The sequence below is a fragment of the Rahnella sp. PD12R genome (genome assembly GCF_019200965.1).
Lineage (GTDB): Bacteria > Pseudomonadota > Gammaproteobacteria > Enterobacterales > Enterobacteriaceae > Rahnella > Rahnella laticis.
Map to the genome: position 1 here is coordinate 73,352 of NZ_JAHTMS010000002.1, position 25,477 is coordinate 98,828.

Below are 25,477 nucleotides of genomic sequence, written 5' to 3' on the forward strand. Positions count from 1 at the left end.
GAATTCAACGGCATTATTTAAATAACAGTCAGCGGCAAGGTTGCGAACTAAAAAGCCAGTGGCCGCTTTCAAAACGACGTTGAGTGAGCGGTGAGAAACGGCGAGAGTCAGTTTTCGAGCAGGTTCGAACCCGAAGCGAAAGTACCGCGCAGCGGCGGCGTTTGCGGCACTAGCCGGAGTTGCTGAAACAGTGCCAGCGAGCGATAGCGCGTAGTTGAAAAGCGCGGAGTCCAGAGGCCCGCGCGTTACCGGGTCTCTGGTCGGTGTGGGCCGACGCCCACGACCTTGACCTTGAACTTGACGTCCCCCCCCCGCCCAGGCAGCCCCCCCACAGGGTTTCCCGATTTCCGCAACTCCATAGCTACTATTGTTCTTTTACATCCCTTCCCCCTGACTTTAATAATCGTTGTTAATGATGTGTTGCGATTAAAAGGGAAAACGATGGGATACCGCATAAGTTTGCTGGAAAAAAGTCCGCTGGATGAACATGAGGATGCCGCCGGGGCGCTGCGCCGGACGCTGGAACTGGCGAAGCTGGCGGAGCGCTGGGGCTATCACCGGTTCTGGCTGGCGGAACATCACAACACCGACAAACTCGCGATCTCCTCGCCGGAAATTGTCATCGCCTGGATCCTCGCGCATACGCAAAAACTGCGGGTCGGCTCGGGGGGCGTGATGCTGCAACATTACAGCCCGTATAAGGTCGCCGAGAATTTTAATCAGCTGGCGTCTCTCGCGCCCGGTCGTGTTGATATCGGTATCGGCAAAGCGCCGGGCGGATTGCCGCTTTCTACCCACGCGCTGCAATACGCTGTCGATCCGGCGCGTAAAGGCGAGTTTGCGGATCAGCTGCGTCAGCTCGATGACTGGCTTTCTGTGCCGGTTCGCGGGCGTGGCGTGGATTCCCTTTCGGCCACGCCACAACCGCCGCAGTCGGCATCGCGCTTTCTGCTTGGGGCGAGCGAACAAAGCGCCCGGCTGGCGGCCAGTCTCGGCTGGGAATTTGTTTTTGCCGCGCACCTTAATGCCGACGAACGCGATATTTCCAGCGCCCTTTCCGCTTATTCCTACGACAGCAACGGCAGACGCGCACTGCTCGCCGTGCCGGTGATTGTGGCCGACACCACCGCTCAGGCCGCACGGCTGGTGGATAACACCCAGCGTTACCGTGTGACCGGCAGCGACGGCCAGAGCGTAAACGTCGGCAGTCTCGAACAGGCAGAAACGTATATCCGGCAATCTGGCGCGGCGTCGCATCAGATTGAAGAACGCCAGTCGGACGTGCTGCACGGCACCGGCGAGGACGTTCACCGCCAGCTGGAAGCGTTGCAGGCCCGCTATGGCGTGGAAGAATTCATCATCGACACACCGGTCGCTCAGCCAAAGGCGCGCCTGCGCTCACTCGAACTGTTAGCCGCGTCCAGCGTGGCGCTGGCATAAGGAACCGAACATGAGTCATCTGATCCGCCTTGCCCAGGAATCTGAAGCCGCAGCGCTGCATTCGCTGCTGCAAAAAGCCTATGAACCGCTGCTCGAACACGGCATCCATTTCACCATCACCCGCGCCAGCGTGGAGGATGTGCGGGATGTGATCCGCAATGAAACCACTTATGTGCTGGAAAAAGACGGCGAACTGACGGCCACGCTGACGACCCGTTTTCTGTGGACACCGGCGAAAAATCATCTCGCGCCCTGGCCTTTCGTTCACTGGTTTGCCGTGGCGGAACACGCCAAAGGGCAAGGTTTTGGCGGCGAGATTATCCGTTATGTCGAAGAGACGTTTTTGCGCGACACGCTGAAATCCCCCGCCGTATATCTGGCGACCGCCATCAAACACCCGTGGCTGACGGATTTGTATCAGCGCCGGGGTTACGAGCCGTTTCATACCGCGACTAACCCGCTGGGCGTCGAGCTGGTTTATCTGCGAAAAGTGCTGATTCAGCAGGCTTTCGACGCGCAGGAACAGGCCCCGCTGGTGCGCTCCATCGCGGAATTACGCACGCTGGTTTGACCGCGCTTCAGCGCTATTTAATTCACGAATGCTTTATTTCTGAGAGCCGTCCATTAAAGGGAAAGAAAATGACTCAAAAACAAAAGATACGTCTTGGCGCTATTATTCAGGGCGCGTCGGGAAATATGTCCGCATGGCGACACCCGGATGCCATTGCCGACGCCAGTATTAATATTCAGTTCTGCCAGCAATTAGCGCAAAGAGCCGAACAGGCAAAATTTGATTTTTTATTTGTGGCCGATGGTTTGTTTATTACTGAGAAATCGATCCCGCATTTTCTTAACCGTTTTGAACCGATTACGCTGCTTTCCGCGCTGTCACTGGTGACAGAAAAAATCGGGCTGGTCGCCACGCTTTCCACCTCGTACAGCGAGCCGTTCACCGTCGCGCGCCAGTTTGCCAGCCTCGATCATCTCAGCGGCGGCCGCGCAGGCTGGAACGTTGTGACTTCTCCGCTGGAAGGTTCTGCCAAAAACTTCTCACGCGACAAACACCCGGAACACGATGAGCGTTACCGCATTGCCAGCGAATACGTCAGCGTGGTCAAAGGCTTATGGGATTCCTGGGAAAAAGACGCGTTTGTACGCAACAAAGCCACCGGCCAGTTCTTTGCGCCGGACAAACTGCATACGCTTAATCACCACGGCAAATATTTCTCGGTACAGGGCCCGCTGAACGTCGGCCGTTCTCCGCAGGGGCGTCCGGTCGTCTTCCAGGCTGGTGCTTCCGAGCAGGGAAAAGCCTTTGCAGCAGAAGCCGCCGACGCGATTTATACCCGCCAGGAAACGCCGGAACTGGCACGCGAATTCCGCGAAGACGTCCGCCGTCAGCTGGTCGAAAATGGGCGTAATGCTGACGACATCCGCGTCTTCCAGGGCATCAGCGTGATTATCGGTGACACCGTCACGGATGCCGAACGTAAATACCAGGAAACCGCGCAACTGGTAACGCTGGAAAGCGCGCTCGATTATCTGGGCCGTTACTTTGAGCATCACGATTTCGCGCAATACGACCCGGATGCGCCGTTCCCGGACATCGGCGATTTAGGCCAGAACAGCTTCCGCAGCACGACCGATGAAATCAAACGGAATGCTAAAGAGCACGGGCTGACATTACGGCAAGCCGCGCTGGAAGCCGCCACGCCGCGCCCGACATTTTTCGGCACCGCCGAACACGTCGCCGACGGGCTGGAGCACTGGTTTACGTCAGGGGCAACGGACGGATTTATCGTTCGGGGTGGCACGCCGACGGCGTTTGATGACTTTATTGACTCCGTCATTCCAATTTTACAGGCACGCGGGTTGTATCGTACCGAGTACGAAGAAGGGACGCTTCGCGGGAATCTGGGGTTACGGGAGCCGGAGAATCAGTTCGCTGAGGTTGTGCATTCCGATGCACTGACGGTTTAAATTTTGCTGAGACCGCAGCAAAAGGTGGTTTTTCACTTGCAGTGAGGGCTGGATCTAGATCGAGAAAGTTTCGGTTTCTCACTTTCAGTGATCGCTTAACTCACTGCGCCGAAACCGCCCAAGAGAGGGAAGTGCTTTCCCTCTCTTGGATCTCTCCCCGCTTTTTCAACACGCGCTATCGCTCGCTGGATATGTTTCAGGTGCCGCAGCTATTGCCGCGAAAACTTGCCGCTGCGCGGTTCCCTTTCTCGGTTTCGAGCCACAGGTCTCGAAACACTTCGTTCGGCAAGCTTTCTGAAAGCGGCTGGAGGCTTTCTGAATGTGCAAACATTTGCAAACGGTTCGTTTGCTCCTCCCCCTGCGAAGGGGGAGGTTGGGAGGGGGTTTAGCAGGTCACTGAGTCGCTAAAACCAACACCCCATCCCGGCCTTCCCCTCGTGAGAGGGGAAGGAGAAAACCAACAATCAGCCTGCATCTAACTTCCGAATTATATAGCCTCTGGCCGCTTTCAAAACGACGGCGAGTGAGGAGTGAGAAACGGCGAGAGTCTGTTTTCGAGCAGGTTCGAACCCGAGGCGAGAGAACCGCGCAGCGGCGGCGTTTGCGGCACTAGCCGGAGTTGCTGGAACATAGCCAGCGAGCGGAGCGCGCAGTAAAAAAGACGCGGAGATTCCAAAGAGGGCTCGTCATAGCCCTCTTTGGTCGGTTTCGGCGCAGTAAGTTAAGTGATCACAGTTATTGAAAAACCGAAATCTTCTCGATCTAGATCCAACCCTCACTGCAAGTGAAAAACCGTTTTAAAGCGGCTCCGGCAAACCAAGATTTGCCCGAAAATCCCCCCAGTCGTAATCACGGTCGATTAACTCCCGTTTCCGCAACTCCGGCAATAACCCGTTCAGAAGTAAATCCTCCTGATCCGCCTGCCCCAGTCCATGCAATGAAATCACATCCAGCACACCCGCGCGGTAGCGCTCTTCTATGGCGTCCGCCAGCGATTCCGGCGTTCCGGCGACAAACCAGTGGCCGGTTTCCTGTGCCTGGATGATCAGTTCACGCAGCGTCAGCCCCTGTAAGGCGAAACGTTTGAAGATTTCCGCACGCCCGCGACGGCGGTTGACCTGTTCGACGTCCGGCAGTAACCGCAGCGGGATCGGCTGATCCAGCGGGGAATCGCGCAGGTCTATTTCACCACCCAGCATGTCCGCAACCTTGAGCCGCCCCTGCTGATAATCAATCCGCTCGTGCTTTTCGAACAGACGGCGCGCCACGTCTGACGGGCTTTCGCCGATGATAGAATGGAACGAGTTCATGATCAGTGGCCGGTTTTCGCGGCGGCCAGACGCATCGGCGTGATGATGCACGCGCTCAACAAAGGCTTTGGCATCTTCCAGCGTCGGCTGCGAGGTGTAGATCACTTCGGCGTATTTCGCACCGAGTTTCAGACCTTCTTCGGATTGCCCGGCCTGAAATTGTACCGGCCTGCGCTGTGGCGGCGGCGGTACGTTCAGCGGACCCTGCACGCGGAAAAAATCCCCGTGATGATTAATCGGGTGCAGTTTACGCGGATCAATTTTCACCGAACCGTTTTTACTGCGCGTCACCGCGTCCGGCTGATTGGCGTCAAATAAAGCATTGATGACCTGAATAAATTCCGTCGCGCGGGCGTAACGCACTTCCGGCGCGGGAAGCTGTATGTCACCGAAGTTTTCCTCACCCACCGAGGACGTCACGGCGTTCCAGCCCGCGCGGCCACCGCTGACGTGATCGAGCGTGCCAATCAGTCGCGCCAGATTGTACGGATGCTGATAGGTGGTTGAAACGGTGGCGATTAGCCCGATTTGTGACGTCACCTGGCTGAGCGCGGCGAGTGTGACAATCGGATCCTGGCTGCCGGTTGAACCGGAAAGCCCGTCGGGATCCGCCTGCAATAAATCGGCGGTAAACAGCGCGGTGAATTTCTCTTTCTCCGCTTTTTTGGCCAGCGCTACAGCGCGGGAAATACCGGTATCCGGGCGCGGATCATCAGAGGCGTAGATCGCGCTCCCTGCTCCGGCCAGGGTTTTTAAACGTCTGCGGGATGAACTGGTCAAACGGATCTCCTTTAACGGGAAAGATAAACCTGCGTTAAAAATAGAGAACAGAGGTGATTAAGCCACGAAGAAAAAAGCATTTCATAACCCTGAATATGGATAAGCCGGGTTTTTCTGATTATTCCCTGACTGATCAAAAAAATAATTTTCCGCTAAGTCATTTATTTTCGCTGATAAGCAAATATTGTGATTTTACAACTTAGTAACCTGCCCTTAATAATTCCTTTCAGCCGCCGGTTAACAGCGCGGCATCCTTATTATTTATGCGCTTATTCAAATAATTCATGATTAATGACCTGACGGGAAATGTATGAAATCTTTTGCTGGTGTGCGTTCTCTTTCTGCTTTAACACTTCTGGTGCTTTCTTCCGGGCAGTCGCTGTATGCCGCTGCACAACCTCAGCAAGGCGGAAGCCTGACGTGGGGCGTCGAAACCGAGCCCAATACGCTGAATCCGCAGTTAAACGGGCAATCTAAAGCCGAGCTTATCCTGCGCGTTGCCTATGAATCACTGCTGGCGCGCACGCCGGACGGCGCGTATATCCCATGGCTGGCGACCGGTTATCACGTTTCCGGTGACGGCAAAACTTACACCTTTATCCTGCGCGATGACGTGAAGTTTTCTAACGGGGAAAAACTGACGTCCGCCGCCGTGGCAGAAAACTTCCGTCATGCGCAGGATCCGGCGTATTGCGCGGGTTCGAGTATTTGTGCACTGGCCGGGCGGATCGATACCATCGCCACACCGGACGAGCACACGGTTACCCTCACGCTGAAGCAGGTTTACAGCCCGTTCCTCTCGTTTGCTTCCGGCCTGAAACTGATCTCGCCGTCGTCGTGGACATCGCCGCAGCTGAAAGCCGGTGGCACAGATATCGCAGGCACCGGCCCGTTCATTCTCAAGCGTTATGAGAAAGGCCAGCAGATTGAATATGTGCGCAACCCGGATTATCACTGGGCGTCGGCGAATGCGAAACATCAGGGCCCGGCGTATCTCGAAAGCGTCACGTACCGTTTCCTGCCGGAATCTTCCGTGCGCACCGGCGCGCTGCTTTCCGGTCAGGTGGATGTGATTGAAGGCGTGTCCGGCAACGATGCGGGTGAATTCAAGGACAACGCGGATTTCAGCTATCAGCACGCGCTGAACACCGGCACACCGTATTCGCTGTTCCTGAATGTGAAATATGGCCCGACGCAGGAAGTGAAAGTGCGGCAGGCGATTTTACAGGGGCTTGATATTTCTCCGATTCTGCAATCGATTTTTCGCGGCGAACGCACGCGCGTCTGGGGCATTACGTCGCCGGTTGACCCGCTGTATGACGCCAGCCTGACCGGAAAATACGGCAATAATCCAAAGCTTGCGAACCAGCTTCTGGACGAAGCAGGCTGGAAAACCAAAGGCGCTGACGGCATCCGCACCAAAGACGGCAAGCCGCTGAGCATCGAAATTATTCAGGCACAGGCCACCGTGCGCGATCAGCGTGATGTCCTGTTGCAGGCCTTGCAGGCACAGGCACGGCAACGGCTGGGCGTGGATCTGAAAATCCGTTACGTCGATTCCGGAACCTATACCGAAGTCAGAAAAACCGGTCAGTTTGGCTCAATTGCCAACTCCAACACCGACACCGACGGCATCGATATCGAGAACCATTACCTGCCGGTCAACGCCGGTGGCGCGATCAACTACAGCCGCACCGATGCACCGGAAATTATTCCGCTGCTGAAAGGGGCGTCGCAAACGCTGGATAACGCAGAACGCAAAACCTTCTACGGCCAGTTGCAAAACTTTGCCGTGTTGCAGCAGGCGCTGGCGATCCCGCTTTACGAGCCGGAAGACCAGATTGCTGCGGCGTCTTACGTTCACGGCGTCGGTTTCAGGCCGTTCAAACAGATGCCGGAAAACGCCTACGACGTCTGGCTGAGCAAGCATTAATCAGAAGTAAGGAGCTTTATTATGTCGGCTGAAAGTACCTTTATTCCCCCGCAGCGGCCTAAGTCAGCGCCGTCATGGCGCGGTCGCGTTGTCCGGCGGTTGCTGAGCGGCGTGCTGGTGTTGTGGGCCGCGGTCACGCTGTCTTTTATCAGCGTGTATCTCGCGCCGGGAGATATCGTCAGTTTGCTGATGGGCGAACAGGTACAAACACCGGCGATTGAAGCGGCGATCCGCGCGGAATGGGGGCTGGATCAGCCCCTGTACATGCAATATCTGCACTATCTCTGGCGCGTATTGCACGGTGATTTTGGCCGTTCTTATATGCTCAATACCGACGTCAGTTCGCTGGTGTTATCGCAGCTGTGGCCGACGCTTAAACTCACCGGTCTGGCGCTGGTCGTCAGCCTGGTGTTTGCCGTGGTGATGGCCGTCGCGACCGCGCACCGTCGTTGGGGGCAACGCATTGCGGGCGGCATCGAGCTGATTCTGGCCTCGACGCCCTCTTTCTGGCTCGGCATCGTGCTGCTGTTTATCTTCAGCTTTACGCTGCGCTGGTTCCCGGTGGCAGGCGACCGCAGTTTTTCCTCGCTGGTATTACCGGCGTTATCCCTCGGACTGGCGCAGGGCGCGGTGGTTTCTCAGGTATTGCGGCGCGGGCTGGAAGATGCGCTCGACGAACCTTTTGTGCTGACGCTGCGCGCATGGGGGCTGGGCAACCGCATTATCCGTTTACGCCACGCGCTGCGCCACGCCGCCCTGCCCGCCGTCACCCTGACCGGCTGGCTGATTGGCGGTTTGCTCAGCGGCGCGGTGATCACCGAGCAGGTATTTGGCCGCCCGGGGTTGGGCAAAATCACCGTCGACGCCGTTCTGGGTAAAGACCTCCCGGTGGTGCTGGCGGTGGCGATTTTCTCCGCGCTGGTGTACGTCGTGCTGAGTACGCTGGTGGATATTTTGTATCTGTTTATCGACCCGCGCCTGCGGGATAACGGCCAGAATGACGGAGAAAATGCATGAGCCAGTTACTGATCTCAGGCGGCGTGAAGCGCCGGTTTTCCACCGGTTATATTCTCGCAGCCGTGTATTTGCTGCTGGTCGCGCTGGCGGTGATTTTCCCCGCTTGGCTGACGCATTTCGACCCGCTGAACGCCGATCCGGTTAACGCGCAACTTCCGCCTTCGTCTGAACACTGGCTGGGCACCGACCAGCTCGGGCGCGACGTGCTGGCGCGCATCATTTACGGCAGCCGGTATTCCCTGCTGATCAGCCTCGCGGCGATGGCCGTAGCGGTCAGCATCGGCAGCCTGCTCGGCTTACTCGCCGGATTATTCAAAGGCCCGCTCGATGAACTGATCAGCCGCGCCGTGGACGTGGTTTCCGCGTTCCCGGATTTACTGCTCGCACTGATGCTGATCGCGTTCACCGGCCCCGGCACCACCAATCTGATCTTCGCGCTCGGCGTCGCTTCCGTGCCGCGATTCACCCGCGTAGTGCGGGCGCAAACTTTTGTAGTCATGTCCTCCGGTTACGTGGAGCAGGCGCGCACCCTGGGCCTCAAACGCCACGTTCTGGTCTGGCGGCATGTGCTTCCGCACGCTATCGCGCACGTTCCGGCGCTGGCTACACTCGGGCTGGGCACCGCAATTATCGGCACGGCAGGTTTAAGTTTCCTCGGCATGGGGCCGCAACCGCCGACCGCTGAATGGGGGCTGATGCTGGCCGAAGGCCGTAATTATCTGCGCAATGCGTGGTGGATTGGCGTCTGGCCGGGCGTGGCGATCACCCTGACGGTAATTTCTGTGAACACGCTTGGCCGCTACTGGCAGGCCACTTTTGAAGGGAAACAGCCATGAGCGACGAACTGTTTATTGATATCCGCAATCTTTCAATCTCCTTTCCCTCAGCCGACGGCGAAAAACCGGCCGTCAGCGGCCTGAACTTACAGCTTAAACGCGGGGAATCCATCGCGTTCGTCGGGGAATCCGGCTCAGGGAAAACCGTCACCGCCCGCAGCCTGCTGGGGCTACAGGACGCCAAAGCGCGTATCACCGCCGACCGTTTTGTGATCGACGGGCAGGATATGCTCAGCGCCAGCCAGCGCCGCTGGCGTAAAATTCGTGGCAGCAAAATTGGCTATGTCTTGCAGGATGCGCTGGTATCGCTCGACCCGTTGCGCCGCATCAGCCAGCAGCTACGTGATGCGTTGCAGGCGAACCGTGCCGGTAATGCGCACGAGCTGCATCCGCAAAGCATTTCGTTGCTCAAATCGGTGGGTATTCCGGACGCGGAAAACCGGCTGACGGCGTATCCGCATCAGCTTTCCGGCGGGCTTCGTCAGCGTGTGCTGATTGCCACCGCGCTGGCCGGGAAACCCGGTTTGCTGATTGCCGATGAACCGACCACGGCGCTGGATATGACGGTGCAAAAACAGATTCTGGATCTGCTGCAACAGCGCCGCGACCGGGGCGAAAGCCTGCTGCTGATCAGCCACGACCTTTCCGTGGTCGGGCAACTCGCCGACCGGATCCTGGTTATGCATCAGGGCAAAGTGGTGGAAGAAGGCACGGGCGAAAAACTGCTGAGTACGCCCGATCACCCGTATACCCGCCAGCTGCTCGCCGCCATTCCCGGCCCTGCCACGCGCGGGCTGAAACTCTCCGGCGAGAGCGGCAGGCTGCTGCCTGCCAAAAATATCGCCACCGGCGAACCGGTGCTGGACGTGCACAATCTGAGCAAGCATTACGCGGACAAAACCGTGGTTAACCACGTCAGCCTGACACTGGCGGCGGGCGAAACGTTGGGGATTGTGGGTGAGTCCGGCTCGGGGAAAACCACGCTGGCCAGAATGGTGCTCGGCCTGACTGAACCTGGTTCCGGCACGATTACCATTCAGGGGCAGCGCTGGAGTCAGATCCCCGAATCCGTCCGCAGGCTGCAACGCCGCGGAATTCAGCTGATCGCACAAGATCCGCTCAGCTCTTTTGATCCGCGTTATAACGTGGAAAAAATCATCGGGGAAAGCCTCGACAGCGTGGGCATTTTTGGCGATGAACGACGTCGCCGCATTCTTCAGTTGCTCGATGAAGTGCAGCTCGGCGAAGGATTTTTACGGCGGTATCCGCGTGAACTTTCCGGCGGCCAGCGCCAGCGTGTTGCGATCGCCCGCGCTTTTGCCCCGAATCCTGCATTACTCGTGGCCGACGAGCCGGTGAGCGCGCTGGACGTTTCCGTACAGGCACAGGTGCTGGATTTACTGGCCGAAATGCAGGCTGAACACCGTACCGCGCTGCTGTTTATTTCGCACGATCTCGGCGTAGTCCATCATCTGGCGGACAGGGTGATGGTGATGAAAGACGGCAGCGTGGTCGAGCACGGACAGGTCGATGACGTCTTCCACCGCCCTGCTCATCCGTGGACCCAAAAGCTGATTAATGCGCTGCCGGTGGTGAGTTCAAACCGGCAAACGGCGGCAGCGTTTTAAACACCGTTCAGACAAGCCGCTTGCCGTCTTTATCCACCACGCGTTCGCCGTCTTCTTTGGTGAACGCGCCTTTCTGCGCATCCGGAAGAATATCCAGAACCTTCTCTGACGGGCGGCACAGCGCGGCCCCGAGCGGCGTCGCCACGACCGGGCGGTTCATCAGGATTGGATGCAAAAGTATCGCGTCAATAAGCTGCGCATCGGTGAAGTCCGGATTATCCAGCCCGAGTTCGCCGTAAGGCACGGTGTTAACACGCAGCAGTTCCCTGACAGAAATACCCATCGCGGCAATCAGTTTCACCAGTTCTTCACGCGAAGGCGGCATTTCCAGATACAGAATGATCTCTGGCTCAGCGCCGCTGTTGCGGATCAGTTCCAGCGTATTACGCGATGTGCCGCAAGCCGGATTATGGTAGATCGTTATATTGCTCATTTTTCAGGACTCATTGGAGAGTAATCGACAAACGCAACGCCAGCGCGCTGAGCGTGAAAAACAGAACCGGCAGGGTCAATACAATTCCTGTGCGGAAATAATATCCCCATCCGATATTGATATTTTTCTGCGACAAAACGTGCAGCCACAACAAGGTCGCCAGACTACCGATTGGCGTTATTTTCGGCCCCAGATCGCAACCGATAATATTGGCGTAAATCATCGCTTCTCTGACAACACCCTGCGCCGTACTTGCATCAATGGACAACGCGCCAATCAGAACGGTGGGCATGTTGTTCATCACGGAAGAAAGAAAACCGGTCACCAGCCCCGTTCCCAGCGTTGCCGCCCACAGCCCCTGACCGGCAAAAACATTGAGCAGTTGCGTCAGGGCATTGGTTAATCCGGCATTGCGCAGGCCGTATACCACCAGATACATCCCCAGTGAAAACACGACAATCTGCCACGGTGCGCCTTTGATCACTTTTCTGACATTGATCACCCGGCCTTTTCTTGCCGCAATCAGGAGTACCACCGCCCCGGCCGCAGCAATTGCACTGACCGGAACGCCCGCAGGTTCAAGAATGAAGAAGCCTGCGAGCAGCAAAATCAGGACACCCCAGCCGATACGAAATGTCAGCAGATCTTTAATCGCACCCGCGGGCTCTTTCACTTTCGTAATATCGTAGCGTGCCGGAATATCCTTTCTGAAAAAGAGATGCAGCACCCCCAGCGAGGCGGCCACTGCCGCCAGATTGACCGGGAGCATCACCGCCGCATACCGGTCAAAACCGATGCTGAAATAGTCTGCCGAAACAATATTCACCAGATTCGAAACCACCAGCGGCAGGCTTGAGGAGTCGGCGATAAATCCGGCCGCCATAATAAATGCCAGCGTCGTTGCCGGGCTGAAACCCATGGCAACCAGCATCGCGATGACGATCGGCGTCAGGATCAGCGCGGCGCCGTCATTGGCAAACAGAGCCGCGACCGCAGCGCCAAGCAGAATAATGAAGGTAAAAAGCACTCTGCCGTTGCCTTTACCCCAGCGGGCAACGTGGAGGGCACACCACTCGAAAAAGCCGGACTCATCAAGCAAAAGGCTGATGATGATGACCGCAATAAATGCCCCCGTGGCGTTCCAGACAATATTCCACACGACAGGAATATCACTGAAATGAATGACTCCGCTCAGAAGCGCTAACAGAGCGCCAGCGCCGGCACTCCAGCCAATGCTCAATCCGCGAGGCTGCCAGATGACCAGAATAAGCGTGAGTAAAAAAATCGACCCTGCCAGAAGCATTCCACACCTCAATCACATTCGAATTAGTGAATACATCCCTGTCATTAACAAGACGAGAGTTTACTGTTGTTCAGTGAAATCCGGATACCTTCACGCTCGCAGTTCCACGCGGTGTCGATGACAGCCGCTGCCCAGGCGGGCATATGCGGAGATAAACGGTAATACACCCATTTGCCTTCACGGCGGTCAATAACCAGCTCTGCTTCGCGTAACAGCGCCATGTGGCGGGATATTTTGGGCTGCGACTCCTGCGTAACTGCGCAGAGATCGCAAATACACATCTCCCCGGCCTCTCTCAACAACATCACAATGGTTGAGCGGGTTTCGTCGGCGAGCAATTTAAAAAGCTGAACAGGATGTTGCATCAGTGACTCCGATAGTGATTGACAACACATATGATAATTCATATATGATCTAAATCAACCCCCTCTTTACAACGGATGAACACCATGTCTGATTTGCCTGCGGTTAACCCCGAATACTTCGACGATGCTATTGCCAGTAATCTTTCGGAGGACGCCTCGCCAATGCCACGTTTTCTGATCCTGTATGGATCCGTGCGTGAGCGTTCTTACAGCCGGTTTGCCGCAGAAGAAGCTGGTCGTTTGCTGACGAAAATGGGTGCTGAAGTGAAAATCTTCAACCCTTCCGGCTTGCCGTTGCCGGACGATGCACCCGATACGCATCCCAAAGTGCTGGAGTTACGCGAGCTGGTGAGGTGGTGTGATGGCATGATCTGGAGTTCGCCGGAAAGACATGGCGCCATGAGTTCGGTGATGAAGGCACAGATAGACTGGATCCCGTTGAGTGAAGGCGCGGTTCGTCCGTCTCAGGGGAAAACACTGGCCGTTATGCAGGTTTCCGGCGGTTCGCAATCTTTCAATGCAGTCAATCAGATGCGGATCCTGGGGCGCTGGATGCGGATGTTCACTATTGCGAATCAGTCCTCCGTCCCCAAAGCCTGGCAGGAGTTTGACGATGCGGGCCGGATGAAGCCCTCTGCCCTTTACGACCGGATTGTGGATGTCACCGAGGAGTTGTTCAAAATAACGTTAATTCTGAAACCCCATACGGCGTATCTGGCTGACCGTTACAGCGAAAGAAAGGAAAGCCATCAGGAACTCTCTGCCCGTATGAATCAGGCGAAAATCTGAGATTTCACAGATGGCTTTATGGCTTGTTTACGCCCGCAATGCCTGACGGCGTTTAACCGATTTGCCCGCAACATACGCCAGCGATGCGCACAGCAGGTAATACATCAGGCCGACAAACAGGAAGATTTCCGCCGGGTAGATTTGCACCCGGTTATTCACCTGCCCCGCGACGGTGGTCAGCTCCGGCACATTGACGATAAACGCCAGCGAGGTGTCTTTCACCAGCGAGATCAGCAACCCGAGGTACGACGGCAACAGGTTCGGCCACGCCTGCGGCAGCAGGACATTGAGCAAAACCTGGCTGTAACTCATGCCGGACGCAATCCCCGCTTCGGTTTGCCCGCGCGGCAGTGACTCCAGTCCGGCCAGCGTAGAGTGCATCACCGCCGCCGAGGTAAACCAGGCAAGTGCGATAATCACCGTCAGCGGGCCGGGGATCGAGCCGCCAAACACCACCGGCAGCAGGAAATAGAGCCAGAAAATCACAAAAATCAGCGGGATGCCGCGAATAAACGACGCCCACAGAAACAGTAATTTTCGCGTCCAGCCACCGAAACGCCAGGCTAATGCCGCCATTGCGACGCCCAGCACTAACGCCAGCACGCCAGCAGAAACGGCCATGATCAGCGTAAGTAAAACGCCGCCCGGTTCGCCGTCGGCCAGCCTTCCCCACAGCATGTAAGTGAAGTTATCGTGCAGAACCGACCAGTCAAATTCCATCGTTCACCTCCGCCTTCTGCGCGGCCTGCGGCCTTAGCTGCGGGCGTTTCGGGCCAAATACTGTCATCAGTCCGCCAAGGATCATCCCCAGCGCCAGATACAGCAACGTGCCGACCGCAAAACCTTCAAAGGCGTGCGCGTTGTAACTTTCAATTTGGCTGACCTGATACGTCAGCTCGGAAAATCCGATGCCGGTCGCCAGCGAGGAAAGCTTCATCAGGTTGAGATATTGCCCGGTGATCGGCTGCCACGCGTTGGTCAGCGCCTGCGGTAACAGGATCGAAAGCAGCAGCGTTTTACGGCTGAAACCCTGTGAAATCGCGGCTTCGGTCTGGCCTTTCGGCACCGAATTCAGCCCCGCCTGCACTTCTTCCACCAGAAACGCGGCGGTGAATAATCCCAGCCCCCAGGCAGCGCACAGAAATTCCGGTGTGAGCCACGCGATATTGCCGGGGAAAACCGCCCACGCGTGGGTATCGCCGATGTAAAAACGCCAGCTTTGCGGCAGCGCGCCGTACGCGGCGAAATACCAGAAAAGCAGCTGAACCAGCAGCGGCGTGTTGCGGAAAACCGACACAAACGCCGCTACCGCACCGCGTGCCAGACGCGACTGACTCAGGCGCAGCGCGATCAGTAACACCACCAGAAGCGTCGCCAGCACACTGCCCGCAATGCTGACGTAAAGCGTGGTGAGAAAGCCGGAAATAATCCACTGCAAAGGCTGGCCGGTGAGCACGCCAGCCCAGTCGGGATGCCAGATCATTGCCCCGCTCCTGTTTCAGGATGCAGCGGGAACAGGACTTTTTGCAGAAAACGCTGCGCACGCGGATGCTGCGGCCGCAGGAAGAAATCTTCCGGTTCCGCCTGTTCCAGGATCTCGCCGCCGTCCATGAAAATCACCCGGTCGGCAATTTCACGGGCGAAACTCATTTCATGTGTCACCACAATCATCGTGATGCCGCTTTTCGCCAGTTCCTGCATCACCAGCAGGACTTCGCCGATCATCTCCGGATCCAGCGCCGACGTCGGTTCATCGAACAAAATGATGTCCGGATCCGTCACCAGCGCCCGGGCAATCGCTACGCGCTGCTGCTGTCCGCCGGAAAGTTGCTCGGGATAATGCTGCGCTTTGTCCTGCAAACCGACGCGGGTCAGGAGCGCCAGCGCCTTCTCGCGCGCATCACTTTTCTTCCAGCCGTGGACTTTAATCAGCGCGAGGCTGACGTTGTCCTGCGCGGTCAGATGGGCGTACAGGTTGAACTGCTGAAACACAAAACCGATGTGCGTACGTAACTCGCGTAGCGCCGGTCCGTTCAGGCCGCGCGTCGGTTTGTTGTGGATGAGAATTTCGCCATCAGTGACGGTTTCCAGCTGATTAATCAGGCGGATGAGCGTGGATTTCCCCGAGCCGGACGGCCCGCAGACCGCCACCACATCGCCGCTGGTGACGCTCAGACTGACATTCCGGATCACAAGGTGATGACCGAAAGATTTACTGACCTGACGAAACTCAACCGCCGTGGTTTTCGCGGCGGTTGAATGTGAAAAAACCGCAGACGTCGCTGCGGTTGATAAGGTGTCTTGCTGCATGTGCATTACCTTGCATAAAGCGGATTATTTGGCTTCAATCTTGAACAGACGTGGCTGCGGAGATTTTGTCTGCGGGCCAAACCAGACGTTATAAATGCTCACCGCCTGACCGTTTTTCTCCAGATTCAGCAGTTCGTCATTCACCACTTTAAGCAGGCTGGTTTCGCCTTTTTTCACGCCAACGCCAATCTCTTCTTTGCTCAGTAATTCAGGCAAAACTTTGTATTTTGCCTTGTCCGGCGCGCCATCCAGCAAACCGGCCAGAATGGTGCTGTCCTGCGTAATCGCCTGCACGTTGCCGTTACGCAGCGCAGAAAGCGCCAGAGGAATATCGTCGTAAGACAACACGCGCGATTGCGGGAAGCGGTTATGCAATTCCTGCTCGCCGGTGGTGCCTTTCACCGCGCCGATACGCGCCGTGGCGTAGGCGTCGAGTTTATCCGGTGAATTGGCCGGTACCAGGAACTGCTGACCGGTCACGAAATAAGGGAGGGAGAAATCGACCACTTTCGCGCGTTCCGGCGTGATGGTGATATCCGCCACAATCAGATCGGCTTTTCCGGACTGCAATAACGGAATACGGTTCGCCGGATTCGTCGGCACCAGTTGCAGTTTCACGCCCAGCGTTTTCGCCAGCGCTTTCGCAAAATCAACGTCATAACCGACGATATCGTGCGTTTTAGCATCCACAGAACCGAACGGTGGATTGGAATCAAACGTGGCCACTTTCACCACGCCGGCTTTCTTGATATCAGCCAGCTGATCCGCATGGGCTGCAAAAGTTGAAACTGCGCTGAGCGCCAAAAACAGACCGGCGGAAACAACGCTTTTATTGAATTTATTTTTGATTACTGAAGAAGCAGCCATAGTTTTTCCTTATAAGTCATCTTAAGAGGGCTCGCGCCCTAAATTTATAATCTGGCAGGTAAATAACGTTTTTGTTTTGTAGGTCAGAGAATTGCATATGGGAACGGGCGGCTGCCACTAACAAAAAAGGATATAGATGGATGATTAATGCATAAGGGTTAGATCTGAGTGGCAAGATGCGGGGGCGCATCTCTGGTCAAAGCTTGTGCTCGCCAGCCAAACTGGCTTCAGGTCAACATCAAAACCTTGGGTTGCCACCCAAACTGGCCTCAAGGAGCGCCTGTCGCCGCGCCCCTTGAGAATCCCGGGCTCTTTAACTGCGCGCTGCCGCTCGCTGGCTATGTTTCAGCGGCTCTGGTCAGTGCCGCAAAATCCCGCCGCTGCGCGGTTCCTTCCAGTCGGATTACAAACCGCGCGAAAAGATACGCGGTTTTCCACCTCTCCTTTCAGCGTGATTTTTGAAAGCGGCCACAGCTTTCTAATTCGCAACCTCACTATTTTTGGTCTGCTCCTTCCCCTCTCATGAGGGGAAGGCCGGGATGGGGTGTTGGTTGACGATGCCAAAAGGCATCCAGGAATCAGGAATGTAACCGGCTGCAACGACTAAAGTTTCTTTGGAAAACAACACTCATTTCAACAGTTAAGCGGTTGGTTTACGACGCTGATTTACGTTATAGTCGCGTCGCTGCGGCAAAATCCGCTGTCGGGTGTGAGAACCCGGAAAAACTGAGGCGATACCTGTGCATTTCGGTATCGGGCCTTTGCTCATCCGTAACAAAGCTTAATTTGCGATGTTATGTGTCTATGGTGGCTCAGGCAGGGCTGACTTCGGTCAGGCCGGTTCCTCAGATCCGGTATTCTCACCCCTGTCTGGGCTACCACCCAAGAGCGTGAGAACTCCGGTGGTAGCAGTTAGCTATCTGAGGAGAACTTCATGAAATGCCCACACAGTCCAACATTCCTTCCCTATCTTGCCCCTGTTCAAGCATTCGCAGGAGCGGCAAACCATGATTAATAAAGACTGGCATCCTGCCGATATCATCGCGGCACTGCGCAAGAAAGGCACCACACTCGCGGCCGTTTCACGTTCAGCAGGTTTAAGCTCTTCAACACTTTCAAATGCACTTTCGCGTCCATGGCCGAAAGGAGAATTACTGAACGGGAAAGCAATCGGCGTTCTCCCGTCCATCATCTGGCCGAGCCGGTATTATGACGAGCGAACAATGCTGTTTATTGAGCGGAAAATACGGATGCCGAATAAAAAGAAAGATATTTGAAAGATGCACGCAGTCGGCTTTGCGCCTTCCCCTCTTGCGAGGGGAAGGCTGGGATGGGGTTTTGGTTTAGAAAAATCACGGTCAAAAAAATTACGGTAAATAGGTAATAAAACTGGGCACATCACCTTGTTTAGACCAATTCTGCGTCCGACTCACCTGCATGCAATCATTAAAAAAACTAACAAATTTATCAATATGTTGCCCGGTCCCAACGGGATAACAACGCATTTTCCATCGATTTCTTTCACCAACTTCGGTGTAAACCGAACCCGCATTGTAGGCAGCGGCAACTTTCGGTGGATCGAAATGAGTAGTCCCACGTTGTTGAGCAATATAAGCAGTGCCCGCATTAATTGATAACTCGGGTTGTAATAATTCATCAGGATCCAAAGTTTTCAACCCTAATGCCCCCTTAGCTGTTCCTACCAACGTCTGCATCAAACCGACGCTTTCGTCGTTTATTTGAGGTTCTGCGCGTCGTGCATTTTTATCACCCCCGCTTTCTACGGCTATAGTCGCCACAATCAATTCTACAGGTACTCCATAACGCTTCGCATATGTGCTGCAGCTTTCCCCGTATTGTTGCCAGATAGTTTCAACTGTAACCGGTTTACCAAAGGTGCCCTCAGGGTCTGCACCATCAATAGAAATACCCTTCTCATTCAGAAGCCAATTCACACCTGTATTCAGATACTTATGCGATTGCTGTAATTCAGGCACTCCATCAGCCAGATCGCTCAATTTCGCCGGGGTCACGGGTTGCATGGTTCGAGGGCTGGTTAGTGAAGGTTCTGTCAATTGCGTTTTTATTTCTACTAAAGGTTTTATCGCTGCCGGCGATACAGACTTTTCTTCTGCAGTTTTACTGACTGAGTCACCAAACTTTTGCATTGCAACAGCAATATCATCGCTTTTTTGCTTTGACCCCTGACTGCTTCCCCAATAGAAACCGACGACATTGGCAGCGATACCATTTACAAACCCCACGACCGTTCCAATCAATCCAAATAAAGGCGTGAACAATTGAGAATTTGCGGCATTGGCTGCGGGAACAAAAACAAACACCACACAACCAATAATCAGAAGGACCAATCCAAGAAGAGAGTATTTAACCAGCGACATACCTGAGTTAAATACAGTAAGGCTAATGCCACTTTTTTCCTGAAATTCTTGAATGGATTTTGTGTTTTCTAAATTTATCTCAGCAAAGCGTATTCCCGCATCCGTTTCATATTTTTTCAAATCTATCTCAGCCTGACGTAATGCGGGTAAAATTTGAGGGTTTTCAGTATTTTTTTCTATAGCCACCACGACCTGGTCAGGTGTCATTGATATCGTACCCGCTGACGGGATGTCATGGTTTTCCGCTCCTGCTTCGTTTCCTGCAACTGGCAATGCTGTTTTTTTATCACCAGGTGCTGTATCGGGTAAATATTTTTCCAGCACACCTGATACTACTGCCGCAGCAATAACATTGAATGGTGGAGGAAGGGCCAACGCTGTTAATAACGTAGGTGCTGTAGTTCGAATTAGCGTCTTAATAGAATCAGATATTATCATGGCATTGCTCGCTTATGAGTTATTGATATTACAACATAACAATTCCTAAACAACAGAGACATATGTGAATTACGAGAATAACACCCAGCTATTAATTTGCTTGCGAATTTATAGTGCTTATTTATTTTACGAACGGCACAATGAGAATATTTAATTTATTGGATGGGTAAAATAACTACTAAGTTTGATTTTTTTCTGTTTGCTACTAAATAAGTATTATGTTCCATTGAAGATGGAACCTTCACTTTCAGTAAGAGGCCTCTATGAATGACATAATCACGATGCTGCTGCCGAGCGCTGCAGCAGGCGGCGCTGCAGCATATGGTGTAATGAAAACTCTTGGTAAAGGCTGGATGGACCACGTATTCCAGAAAGAAAATGATGAATTTAGGCACAGACTTAAATTACTTGAAAATCAAACAATAAAAGAATATGAAAAGAAGGAAAAATCAGACTTAGTAATAAAAAAATACTCACGCGTTGTTTTGCAGTCCGCGATCGACTTGCAAGACAGACTATGGCATTTATCCGAAAAACAGGCCGTTTCGAGGTCACCAATACTGCTATTTTCAGAAGATAATAAACCGTCAAGCTCCGTATGGCCAATGACTCAGAGACATTACCTCTCGAGCACTTTATTTCTTTTTTCGCAATATTTTTTCTGGATAGCACGAATCAAGAAAGACCTGCAGTACCTGGAATTTAGCAATAATTTAGAAACCAACAGATTTAATTATTTGATAAAACGAATAGAGCGTTCGCTTGCTGAATCTAGTTTACAGAAACTAACGGGAAAGAGTAACGTCAGACTTTCTGACCAACCAATATTCCAATTAATGCAGATAGAAATCGGAGAGTTCTTGTTCGAGGAAAACAATGAGCCTAAAACATTTTTAAAATTCTCATCTATGATAAAAAGTGATGATGGCATTCCTGACAGCATCATTGCACTTAAAAACTTGCTTATTGGTTCTGTTTCAAAGCAGGGTTTCTATCTCACCAGAGTAAAAATTACAGCCAACGCGCTAGTTGACCTGATTAAATTTTTGAATGAAACAAATAAACTTTATCAAGCAGACTGCATAGAAAAAATTAAAATCTCAAATTTCAACAATGATGAATACAATAGAATATGGCCGGCAGCCCCCATACAGCCTGAATCTCTACCAAAAGCCGTGCCCCGCTCGCTGGAGAATAAAAAAAATTCAACATGATATTCTTTTGCTAACTCCCCAAATAACGTGCTCAAAAATTAAGCAGGCTTTACAGTTTACCTAGACATTGGTCTCTTTCAAAAGAAACAGCATGCCTTTGAATTTAAAAAGCCTCAGGCCGCTTTCAGAAAGCTTGCCGAGCGAAGTGTTTCGAGACCTATGGCTCGAGCCGAGCGAAGCGAGACAGCCTCACGAAGTGACGACCCGAAGGGCGAAGCCGAGTAACACCGAGAAAGGGAACCGCGCAGCGGCAAGTTTTCGCGGCAATAATTGTGGCCGCTGAAACTTAGCCCGCGAGCGGCAGCGCTGGTTGAAAAAGCGGGGAGAGATCCAAGAGAGGGACCGCACTTCCCTCTTGTATGTTTCGGCGCCAGCCGTCGAGCGGTCACCGCACATGAAAAACCGAAATTTTCTCGATCCCGCTAAAAATCAACCCGGTGTGGGCCGACGCCCACGACCTTGATTTTGACCGCAGGTCCGTTTGGGTGGCCAAAACCCATAAAAAAAAAGCGTCCTGTTAGCGCTCAGCAACCTGAACGCTAACGGACGCCTTCATCCGTAATCTCTCTGTACTGACGTATTTCACTCATGTCATAAAAGCTAATGCAGCTTGTATGCCAACTTCACAGCTATAACAAATTCAGAACCTTAGCCAGAAGACACTTTCATGCTGGTGATTTTTTGCACCAAAAATGTCCGTTATGCCCTGCCGGAAGGCAATAATTCCCCCGGCTGCTGCGGCTCTTCGAACACTTCACCGGATTTGCGGCGCTGCTCGAGAATGGCCAGCACCTCGGCGTGTTTATCTTCAGTGAAATCAAAGAACCACATGAAGCCAATGCGGATTAATGAGCCGATGGCGGGCAACAGGCTGATCCCGAAGAACAAGCCGTTCATCACGCTTTCCGTCTGGTGGGCGGCCTGCGGGACGTAATGAATTGCGGTCAGGAATATCCCGACCAGCCCGCCGCCGACCGCAACGGACATCTTCCCGGTAAACGTCTGGCCGGAGAACGTAATCGCCGCACAGCGTTTATTGGTTTTGTATTCGGCATATTCGATGGTGTCGACAATCATCGCTGAGGTAAACAGGTTGCTCATCATGACAAATACCGTGCTCAGCCCCAGCAGAATAAACAGCCAGGTCATATTATGATATCCGCTGAACCACAAGATAATGCGCACCACAATATCCAGCACGCAAAGCACAATAAACAGAGAACGTTTTTTATATCGACGCGTTAATAACGGTGCGGTCAGACAGGCAATCGCCGCTAATATTCCCATCACACCAATCGCTGCCTGTAATGCGCCATCGCCCATATTATAAATAAAGAAATAGATGTAAATGCCGTTGGCGATATTGTGCAGGACACAGAAAAAGAATGCCGCCAGAACAAAGAACAGTGGCCGGTTATTTTTCAGGTTATGGAACGTATCGCGCATGGTGACTTTTTCACTGCTGGGCGGTACGCGTTCTTTGATATTCCAGAACCCGTTAATCATCAGCAGTAACCCGATCACCATCATCACCACGGTCGCCATAAAGTAACCGTGATCGCCGGAGCCCGGCGCGAAAAATGCCGTCAGACGCGGGAAGAAGATCGACGCACACGCGATACCGGCGTTCACGCCCAGCACGGCGGCGGTGACCGCTTTGGTACGCTCTTTCGGCTCTGAGCTCATCACCGAACTCATCGACCAGAAAGGAATATCCGAAATGGCGTACAGCGTACCCCACAATATATACGTTGCCCCGGCGTAAAGAATTTTTGTGCCCATCGGCGCATCAATATTATAAAACGACGCCAGCGTGACCAGCGTAATCAGGAAAGGCGCCAGCAACATAAAGTGACGGAATTTCCCGAAGCGGGTCTGGATGGTATCCATGACGCTGGCAAATAACGGATCGTGTATGGCATCCCACGCGCGGGCGACCAGAAATATCGTACTCGCCGCCAGCGCGGAAATACCCAATACGTCGGTGTAGAAATAGTTAATAAAGGAACCCACTAACCCGAAACTGAAGCATTGCCCCAGCCCGTAACCAAAATAAGACCACAATTCCCTGGACGGGATTTTCATTGAAATCGTCATTTTTATTCAGCCTCGCACTTCCCTGTGCAGCATGTTGAAGGGTTATTTCATACGCGTTAAACGGCGGACCAGATCCATTTCAGCGCGACGGAACGGAATACCGTATTCGTCCAGCACATCGTGGAACCACAAATGAGCGTAATCATGATTGCCCTTGCGCACTACCGGCCACGGCAGCGTGGTCTGGGTTTTTCCGCGCACCAGCCCCCACTGATAACACCCGGCGTTGAAGGCGCTGAACAGCGGCAGTTGCTCTTCGATAACGCTGCCAACGTGGCGCGCCAGCCATTCGGTACACAGCATCGGGCGGTTGAATTTCTGCCAGAAACGCAGCGCCTGGAGGAGTTTTGGCGTGGCGACGTAGGCGTGAAAGCTGATGACATCAGACAGCTTTGCCGCTGCTACATCAATCGGGTGCGTGAAAAACTCACTTTCCGGCTGATCCGGATCCTGCGAGAAATGCCACGCCCCAACGGTCAGCGGTTGCTGCGGGTCTTCCTCACGCGCCCAGACAAACGCCTTTTGCATCAGTTCCAGCGCGAAAACTTCCAGCTTTTCGTCATACAACACTTCTTCCAGCCCGGTCGCAAACGTGCCGCGATTCCCCGGTTCGTTGTACAAATCCCAGATAGCGATGCGGGCGTCGGTGCGGAAATGGCGGATGATGTCGCGCACATAATCCTCAACCTGCGGCCACATTTCGCGGTTGCACACCACATCGCGCCCCGGACTTGCCGCCGCCTGGCTGTTATGTTTTCCCGGCTCCGGCGCTTTTTGCGGCCCGAGATACGGCTCGTCGCCGGAAAATCCGCAATCGTCCATCAGCGTCAGCATCACTTTTATCTGATGACGCGCTGCGATACTCAGGAACTGATCGATACGCGCCAGCAAACCCTCGCGGTCAACCTGCCAGACAATAAACGGCAAATTAATGCGCAGCTGGTTGTAACCGGCGTCATGCGCCCAGCCCAGCTCCTGATCGATAGTCGGCGCATCGAATGTTTCACGCTGCCAGAGTTCCGTCCAGTTCACCGCCGTGCGCGGTAAGTAGTTGAATCCGCAGATCCATCCCTGCTGTTTGCTCCACTGTGCCGCCTGCTGTTCATTCCATTGCTCTTTCATCGTTTTCTCCTCGCGTTATCGCTCATTGACTAATATTATTAGCTAATGTTTATTACCTGACCGACATTGCTGCAAATCCGTCATGCGGGTTCTGCTGGTGAGATCACACTCTTTTTAGCCAGACTGCGGGGTGGTCGGGCAAAAAAGATCGCTGTGATATAGTGAAAAAGGAGAGATAAATGGCAGACGGGAAAAGGGAAATGGAGAAGAAAAACAAAGTCACGATGAGTGATATTGCGCGGGAAGCCGGGGTTTCACAGGCAACCGTTTCACTGATTTTAAACAATTCACGTTCTGTCAAACTCAGCGAAGAAACCCGTGAACGCGTGTTCAATACCGCGCTCTCGCTGGGTTATAAAAAAATGCCAGCCCCCCACCGGGACAACGGTCAGGAAGAAATTGCATTGCTGATCAACGGGATGCCCAGCTATGACCCGTTTGTTGATGCCCTCAGCGAAGCCCGTGAAGCCGCATGGCGGCATAATACGTTGCTGACAATCTACGATTACGGCGACGACGCCGAACTGGCCGTGCGCATCATCGCCCAACTCAATCAGCGGCGTTGTGCAGGCATAATCATTGCTTCGCCGGTCACTCAGTCCATTGATTTCTCGCCTTTTGTTAACCAGACCACGTTACCTGTCGTTCTGCTGAATGTGTACGACCGCGCGTATCCGCTGCTGCCCACTTTCCTGCCTGACGACCGGGCAAACGCGTTGCAAATTACCCGCCATCTTATCGATCAGGGTGCCACGCGGATTGCGCACATCATGGGTGATAACTGGATGGAAGCGTGTGAAAAGCGTCTCGAAGGTTACCGCGAAGCCCTGACGCAGGCAGGAATGACGCCCGACGACCGGCTGGTGCAGGCCACCAACTGGTCACTCAATGAAACCTATCGCGCGACGTTACAGCTGATGGATCAGCCCGAACCGCCGGATGCGATTTTCTGCTCCAGCGACTGGATGACCATTGGTTGTTATCAGGCGCTGACCGAACTGCATCTGCGAATTCCGCAGGACATTCTGGTCGCCGGATACGACGATCAGCGCATCGCCGATCAGATGACGCCAAAACTCACCAGCGTCCAGTTGCCCTATAACGAATTAGGCCGGATGGCGGTGGAATATTTGTGCTCCGGCGAAGATGCCGCCACGCGGGTCATTATGGCGGGGAAACTGAAGGTTCGGGCGAGTACGGTCAGGTAATACAACCT

The 25,477-nt window shown here is 54.0% G+C and carries 22 protein-coding genes; 11 read left to right on the plus strand and 11 right to left on the minus strand.

Annotation, left to right across the window (positions count from 1 at the left end):
- Window positions 1-441: 441 nt before the first annotated feature.
- The 3 genes from KWG64_RS04365 (at window position 442) to KWG64_RS04375 (ending at window position 3,420) form a co-directional block, all read left to right on the plus strand.
- Window positions 442-1,440: an LLM class flavin-dependent oxidoreductase gene (locus KWG64_RS04365; RefSeq protein WP_218521043.1), complete on the plus strand. Its 999-nt coding sequence runs from the start codon at window positions 442-444 to the stop codon at window positions 1,438-1,440.
- Window positions 1,441-1,450: 10 nt separating this feature from the next.
- On the plus strand, window positions 1,451-2,011 hold the full coding sequence (locus KWG64_RS04370; protein ID WP_195815841.1) for a GNAT family N-acetyltransferase: 561 nt from the start codon (window positions 1,451-1,453) through the stop codon (window positions 2,009-2,011).
- 68 nt (window positions 2,012-2,079) lie between these two features.
- Window positions 2,080-3,420 carry an LLM class flavin-dependent oxidoreductase gene (locus KWG64_RS04375; protein WP_218521044.1) on the plus strand — a complete coding sequence of 447 codons (1,341 nt, stop codon included), beginning with the start codon at window positions 2,080-2,082 and terminating at the stop codon, window positions 3,418-3,420.
- A 797-nt stretch (window positions 3,421-4,217) separates the two neighbouring features.
- Here KWG64_RS04375 and KWG64_RS04380 read toward each other — a convergent pair.
- Window positions 4,218-5,510 carry an NtaA/DmoA family FMN-dependent monooxygenase gene (locus KWG64_RS04380; protein WP_218521045.1) on the minus strand — a complete coding sequence of 431 codons (1,293 nt, stop codon included), beginning with the start codon at window positions 5,508-5,510 and terminating at the stop codon, window positions 4,218-4,220.
- Between the two features lie 310 nt (window positions 5,511-5,820).
- On the opposite strand from KWG64_RS04380, the gene KWG64_RS04385 reads away from it, so the two are divergent.
- Genes KWG64_RS04385 through KWG64_RS04400 form a run of 4 tightly spaced genes read left to right on the plus strand, consistent with a single transcriptional unit; the run spans window position 5,821 to window position 10,924 of the window.
- Window positions 5,821-7,443: an ABC transporter substrate-binding protein gene (locus KWG64_RS04385; protein WP_218521046.1), complete on the plus strand. Its 1,623-nt coding sequence runs from the start codon at window positions 5,821-5,823 to the stop codon at window positions 7,441-7,443.
- A 21-nt stretch (window positions 7,444-7,464) separates the two neighbouring features.
- Window positions 7,465-8,460 (plus strand): ABC transporter permease, encoded by a 996-nt coding sequence (locus KWG64_RS04390; RefSeq protein WP_195815837.1) that lies wholly within the window; start codon window positions 7,465-7,467, stop codon window positions 8,458-8,460.
- The gene (locus KWG64_RS04395; RefSeq protein ID WP_101076589.1) at window positions 8,457-9,296 is read left to right on the plus strand and encodes an ABC transporter permease; all 840 of its coding nucleotides are present in this window, start codon (window positions 8,457-8,459) and stop codon (window positions 9,294-9,296) included. Before KWG64_RS04390 ends, KWG64_RS04395 begins: the two co-directional genes overlap by 4 nt.
- Window positions 9,293-10,924, plus strand: a complete 1,632-nt coding sequence (locus KWG64_RS04400) for an ABC transporter ATP-binding protein (RefSeq protein WP_218521047.1) — start codon at window positions 9,293-9,295, stop codon at window positions 10,922-10,924. Before KWG64_RS04395 ends, KWG64_RS04400 begins: the two co-directional genes overlap by 4 nt.
- 7 nt (window positions 10,925-10,931) lie before the next feature.
- Here KWG64_RS04400 and arsC read toward each other — a convergent pair whose 3' ends face one another.
- Genes arsC through KWG64_RS04415 form a run of 3 tightly spaced genes read right to left on the minus strand, consistent with a single transcriptional unit; the run spans window position 10,932 to window position 13,025 of the window.
- Window positions 10,932-11,357, minus strand: coding sequence for an arsenate reductase (glutaredoxin) (arsC, locus tag KWG64_RS04405; RefSeq protein ID WP_218521048.1), 426 nt, complete (start codon window positions 11,355-11,357; stop codon window positions 10,932-10,934).
- 10 nt (window positions 11,358-11,367) lie between these two features.
- Window positions 11,368-12,660, minus strand: a complete 1,293-nt coding sequence (locus tag KWG64_RS04410) for an arsenic transporter (RefSeq protein ID WP_218521049.1) — start codon at window positions 12,658-12,660, stop codon at window positions 11,368-11,370.
- Between the two features lie 44 nt (window positions 12,661-12,704).
- Window positions 12,705-13,025, minus strand: a complete 321-nt coding sequence (locus tag KWG64_RS04415; protein WP_218521050.1) for a metalloregulator ArsR/SmtB family transcription factor — start codon at window positions 13,023-13,025, stop codon at window positions 12,705-12,707.
- 84 nt (window positions 13,026-13,109) lie between these two features.
- On the opposite strand from KWG64_RS04415, the gene arsH reads away from it, so the two are divergent.
- Entirely contained in the window at window positions 13,110-13,814 is a 705-nt protein-coding gene (arsH, locus tag KWG64_RS04420) for an arsenical resistance protein ArsH (protein WP_218521051.1), read from the plus strand.
- A 27-nt stretch (window positions 13,815-13,841) separates the two neighbouring features.
- On the opposite strand, the gene KWG64_RS04425 is transcribed toward arsH, so the two are convergent.
- The 4 genes from KWG64_RS04425 to KWG64_RS04440 are packed head-to-tail and all read right to left on the minus strand — an operon-like array spanning window position 13,842 to window position 16,991.
- Window positions 13,842-14,534 carry an amino acid ABC transporter permease gene (locus tag KWG64_RS04425; RefSeq protein WP_218521052.1) on the minus strand — a complete coding sequence of 231 codons (693 nt, stop codon included), beginning with the start codon at window positions 14,532-14,534 and terminating at the stop codon, window positions 13,842-13,844.
- Complete coding sequence (locus tag KWG64_RS04430) at window positions 14,524-15,297, minus strand: amino acid ABC transporter permease (protein WP_218521053.1); 774 nt, start codon at window positions 15,295-15,297, stop codon at window positions 14,524-14,526. Before KWG64_RS04430 ends, KWG64_RS04425 begins: the two co-directional genes overlap by 11 nt.
- Window positions 15,294-16,124, minus strand: coding sequence for an amino acid ABC transporter ATP-binding protein (locus tag KWG64_RS04435; protein ID WP_218521054.1), 831 nt, complete (start codon window positions 16,122-16,124; stop codon window positions 15,294-15,296). Before KWG64_RS04435 ends, KWG64_RS04430 begins: the two co-directional genes overlap by 4 nt.
- A gap of 24 nt (window positions 16,125-16,148) precedes the next feature.
- Entirely contained in the window at window positions 16,149-16,991 is an 843-nt protein-coding gene (locus tag KWG64_RS04440; RefSeq protein ID WP_218521055.1) for an ABC transporter substrate-binding protein, read from the minus strand.
- Window positions 16,992-17,998: 1,007 nt separating this feature from the next.
- Here KWG64_RS04440 and KWG64_RS04450 point away from each other — a divergent pair.
- Complete coding sequence (locus KWG64_RS04450; protein ID WP_218521057.1) at window positions 17,999-18,268, plus strand: helix-turn-helix transcriptional regulator; 270 nt, start codon at window positions 17,999-18,001, stop codon at window positions 18,266-18,268.
- Between the two features lie 90 nt (window positions 18,269-18,358).
- Here the strand turns inward: KWG64_RS04450 and KWG64_RS04455 are convergent, their stop codons facing one another.
- Complete coding sequence (locus KWG64_RS04455) at window positions 18,359-19,828, minus strand: transglycosylase SLT domain-containing protein (protein ID WP_218521058.1); 1,470 nt, start codon at window positions 19,826-19,828, stop codon at window positions 18,359-18,361.
- Window positions 19,829-20,091: 263 nt separating this feature from the next.
- Here KWG64_RS04455 and KWG64_RS04460 point away from each other — a divergent pair, with 263 nt between their 5' ends.
- Entirely contained in the window at window positions 20,092-21,042 is a 951-nt protein-coding gene (locus KWG64_RS04460; protein ID WP_218521059.1) for a hypothetical protein, read from the plus strand.
- A gap of 699 nt (window positions 21,043-21,741) precedes the next feature.
- Here the strand turns inward: KWG64_RS04460 and KWG64_RS04465 are convergent.
- Together KWG64_RS04465 and KWG64_RS04470 are read right to left on the minus strand one after the other, a co-directional pair.
- Window positions 21,742-23,139, minus strand: a complete 1,398-nt coding sequence (locus KWG64_RS04465) for an MFS transporter (protein WP_218521060.1) — start codon at window positions 23,137-23,139, stop codon at window positions 21,742-21,744.
- Window positions 23,140-23,181: 42 nt separating this feature from the next.
- Window positions 23,182-24,261, minus strand: a complete 1,080-nt coding sequence (locus KWG64_RS04470) for a cellulase family glycosylhydrolase (RefSeq protein WP_218521061.1) — start codon at window positions 24,259-24,261, stop codon at window positions 23,182-23,184.
- A 200-nt stretch (window positions 24,262-24,461) separates the two neighbouring features.
- Here KWG64_RS04470 and KWG64_RS04475 point away from each other — a divergent pair, with 200 nt between their 5' ends.
- Window positions 24,462-25,469 carry a LacI family DNA-binding transcriptional regulator gene (locus KWG64_RS04475; protein ID WP_218521370.1) on the plus strand — a complete coding sequence of 336 codons (1,008 nt, stop codon included), beginning with the start codon at window positions 24,462-24,464 and terminating at the stop codon, window positions 25,467-25,469.
- The last annotated feature ends 8 nt before the right edge of the window (window positions 25,470-25,477 follow it).

Coding starts and splice junctions, on each gene's coding strand:
- KWG64_RS04365 (WP_218521043.1), top strand. CDS start 442: ATGGGATACCGCATAAGTTTGCTGGAAAAAAGTCCGCTGGATGAACAT.
- KWG64_RS04370 (WP_195815841.1), top strand. CDS start 1,451: ATGAGTCATCTGATCCGCCTTGCCCAGGAATCTGAAGCCGCAGCGCTG.
- KWG64_RS04375 (WP_218521044.1), top strand. CDS start 2,080: ATGACTCAAAAACAAAAGATACGTCTTGGCGCTATTATTCAGGGCGCG.
- KWG64_RS04385 (WP_218521046.1), top strand. CDS start 5,821: ATGAAATCTTTTGCTGGTGTGCGTTCTCTTTCTGCTTTAACACTTCTG.
- KWG64_RS04390 (WP_195815837.1), top strand. CDS start 7,465: ATGTCGGCTGAAAGTACCTTTATTCCCCCGCAGCGGCCTAAGTCAGCG.
- KWG64_RS04395 (WP_101076589.1), top strand. CDS start 8,457: ATGAGCCAGTTACTGATCTCAGGCGGCGTGAAGCGCCGGTTTTCCACC.
- KWG64_RS04400 (WP_218521047.1), top strand. CDS start 9,293: ATGAGCGACGAACTGTTTATTGATATCCGCAATCTTTCAATCTCCTTT.
- arsC (WP_218521048.1), bottom strand. CDS start 11,357: ATGAGCAATATAACGATCTACCATAATCCGGCTTGCGGCACATCGCGT.
- KWG64_RS04410 (WP_218521049.1), bottom strand. CDS start 12,660: ATGCTTCTGGCAGGGTCGATTTTTTTACTCACGCTTATTCTGGTCATC.
- KWG64_RS04415 (WP_218521050.1), bottom strand. CDS start 13,025: ATGCAACATCCTGTTCAGCTTTTTAAATTGCTCGCCGACGAAACCCGC.
- arsH (WP_218521051.1), top strand. CDS start 13,110: ATGTCTGATTTGCCTGCGGTTAACCCCGAATACTTCGACGATGCTATT.
- KWG64_RS04425 (WP_218521052.1), bottom strand. CDS start 14,534: ATGGAATTTGACTGGTCGGTTCTGCACGATAACTTCACTTACATGCTG.
- KWG64_RS04430 (WP_218521053.1), bottom strand. CDS start 15,297: ATGATCTGGCATCCCGACTGGGCTGGCGTGCTCACCGGCCAGCCTTTG.
- KWG64_RS04435 (WP_218521054.1), bottom strand. CDS start 16,124: ATGCAGCAAGACACCTTATCAACCGCAGCGACGTCTGCGGTTTTTTCA.
- KWG64_RS04440 (WP_218521055.1), bottom strand. CDS start 16,991: ATGGCTGCTTCTTCAGTAATCAAAAATAAATTCAATAAAAGCGTTGTT.
- KWG64_RS04450 (WP_218521057.1), top strand. CDS start 17,999: ATGATTAATAAAGACTGGCATCCTGCCGATATCATCGCGGCACTGCGC.
- KWG64_RS04455 (WP_218521058.1), bottom strand. CDS start 19,828: ATGATAATATCTGATTCTATTAAGACGCTAATTCGAACTACAGCACCT.
- KWG64_RS04460 (WP_218521059.1), top strand. CDS start 20,092: ATGAATGACATAATCACGATGCTGCTGCCGAGCGCTGCAGCAGGCGGC.
- KWG64_RS04465 (WP_218521060.1), bottom strand. CDS start 23,139: ATGACGATTTCAATGAAAATCCCGTCCAGGGAATTGTGGTCTTATTTT.
- KWG64_RS04470 (WP_218521061.1), bottom strand. CDS start 24,261: ATGAAAGAGCAATGGAATGAACAGCAGGCGGCACAGTGGAGCAAACAG.
- KWG64_RS04475 (WP_218521370.1), top strand. CDS start 24,462: ATGGAGAAGAAAAACAAAGTCACGATGAGTGATATTGCGCGGGAAGCC.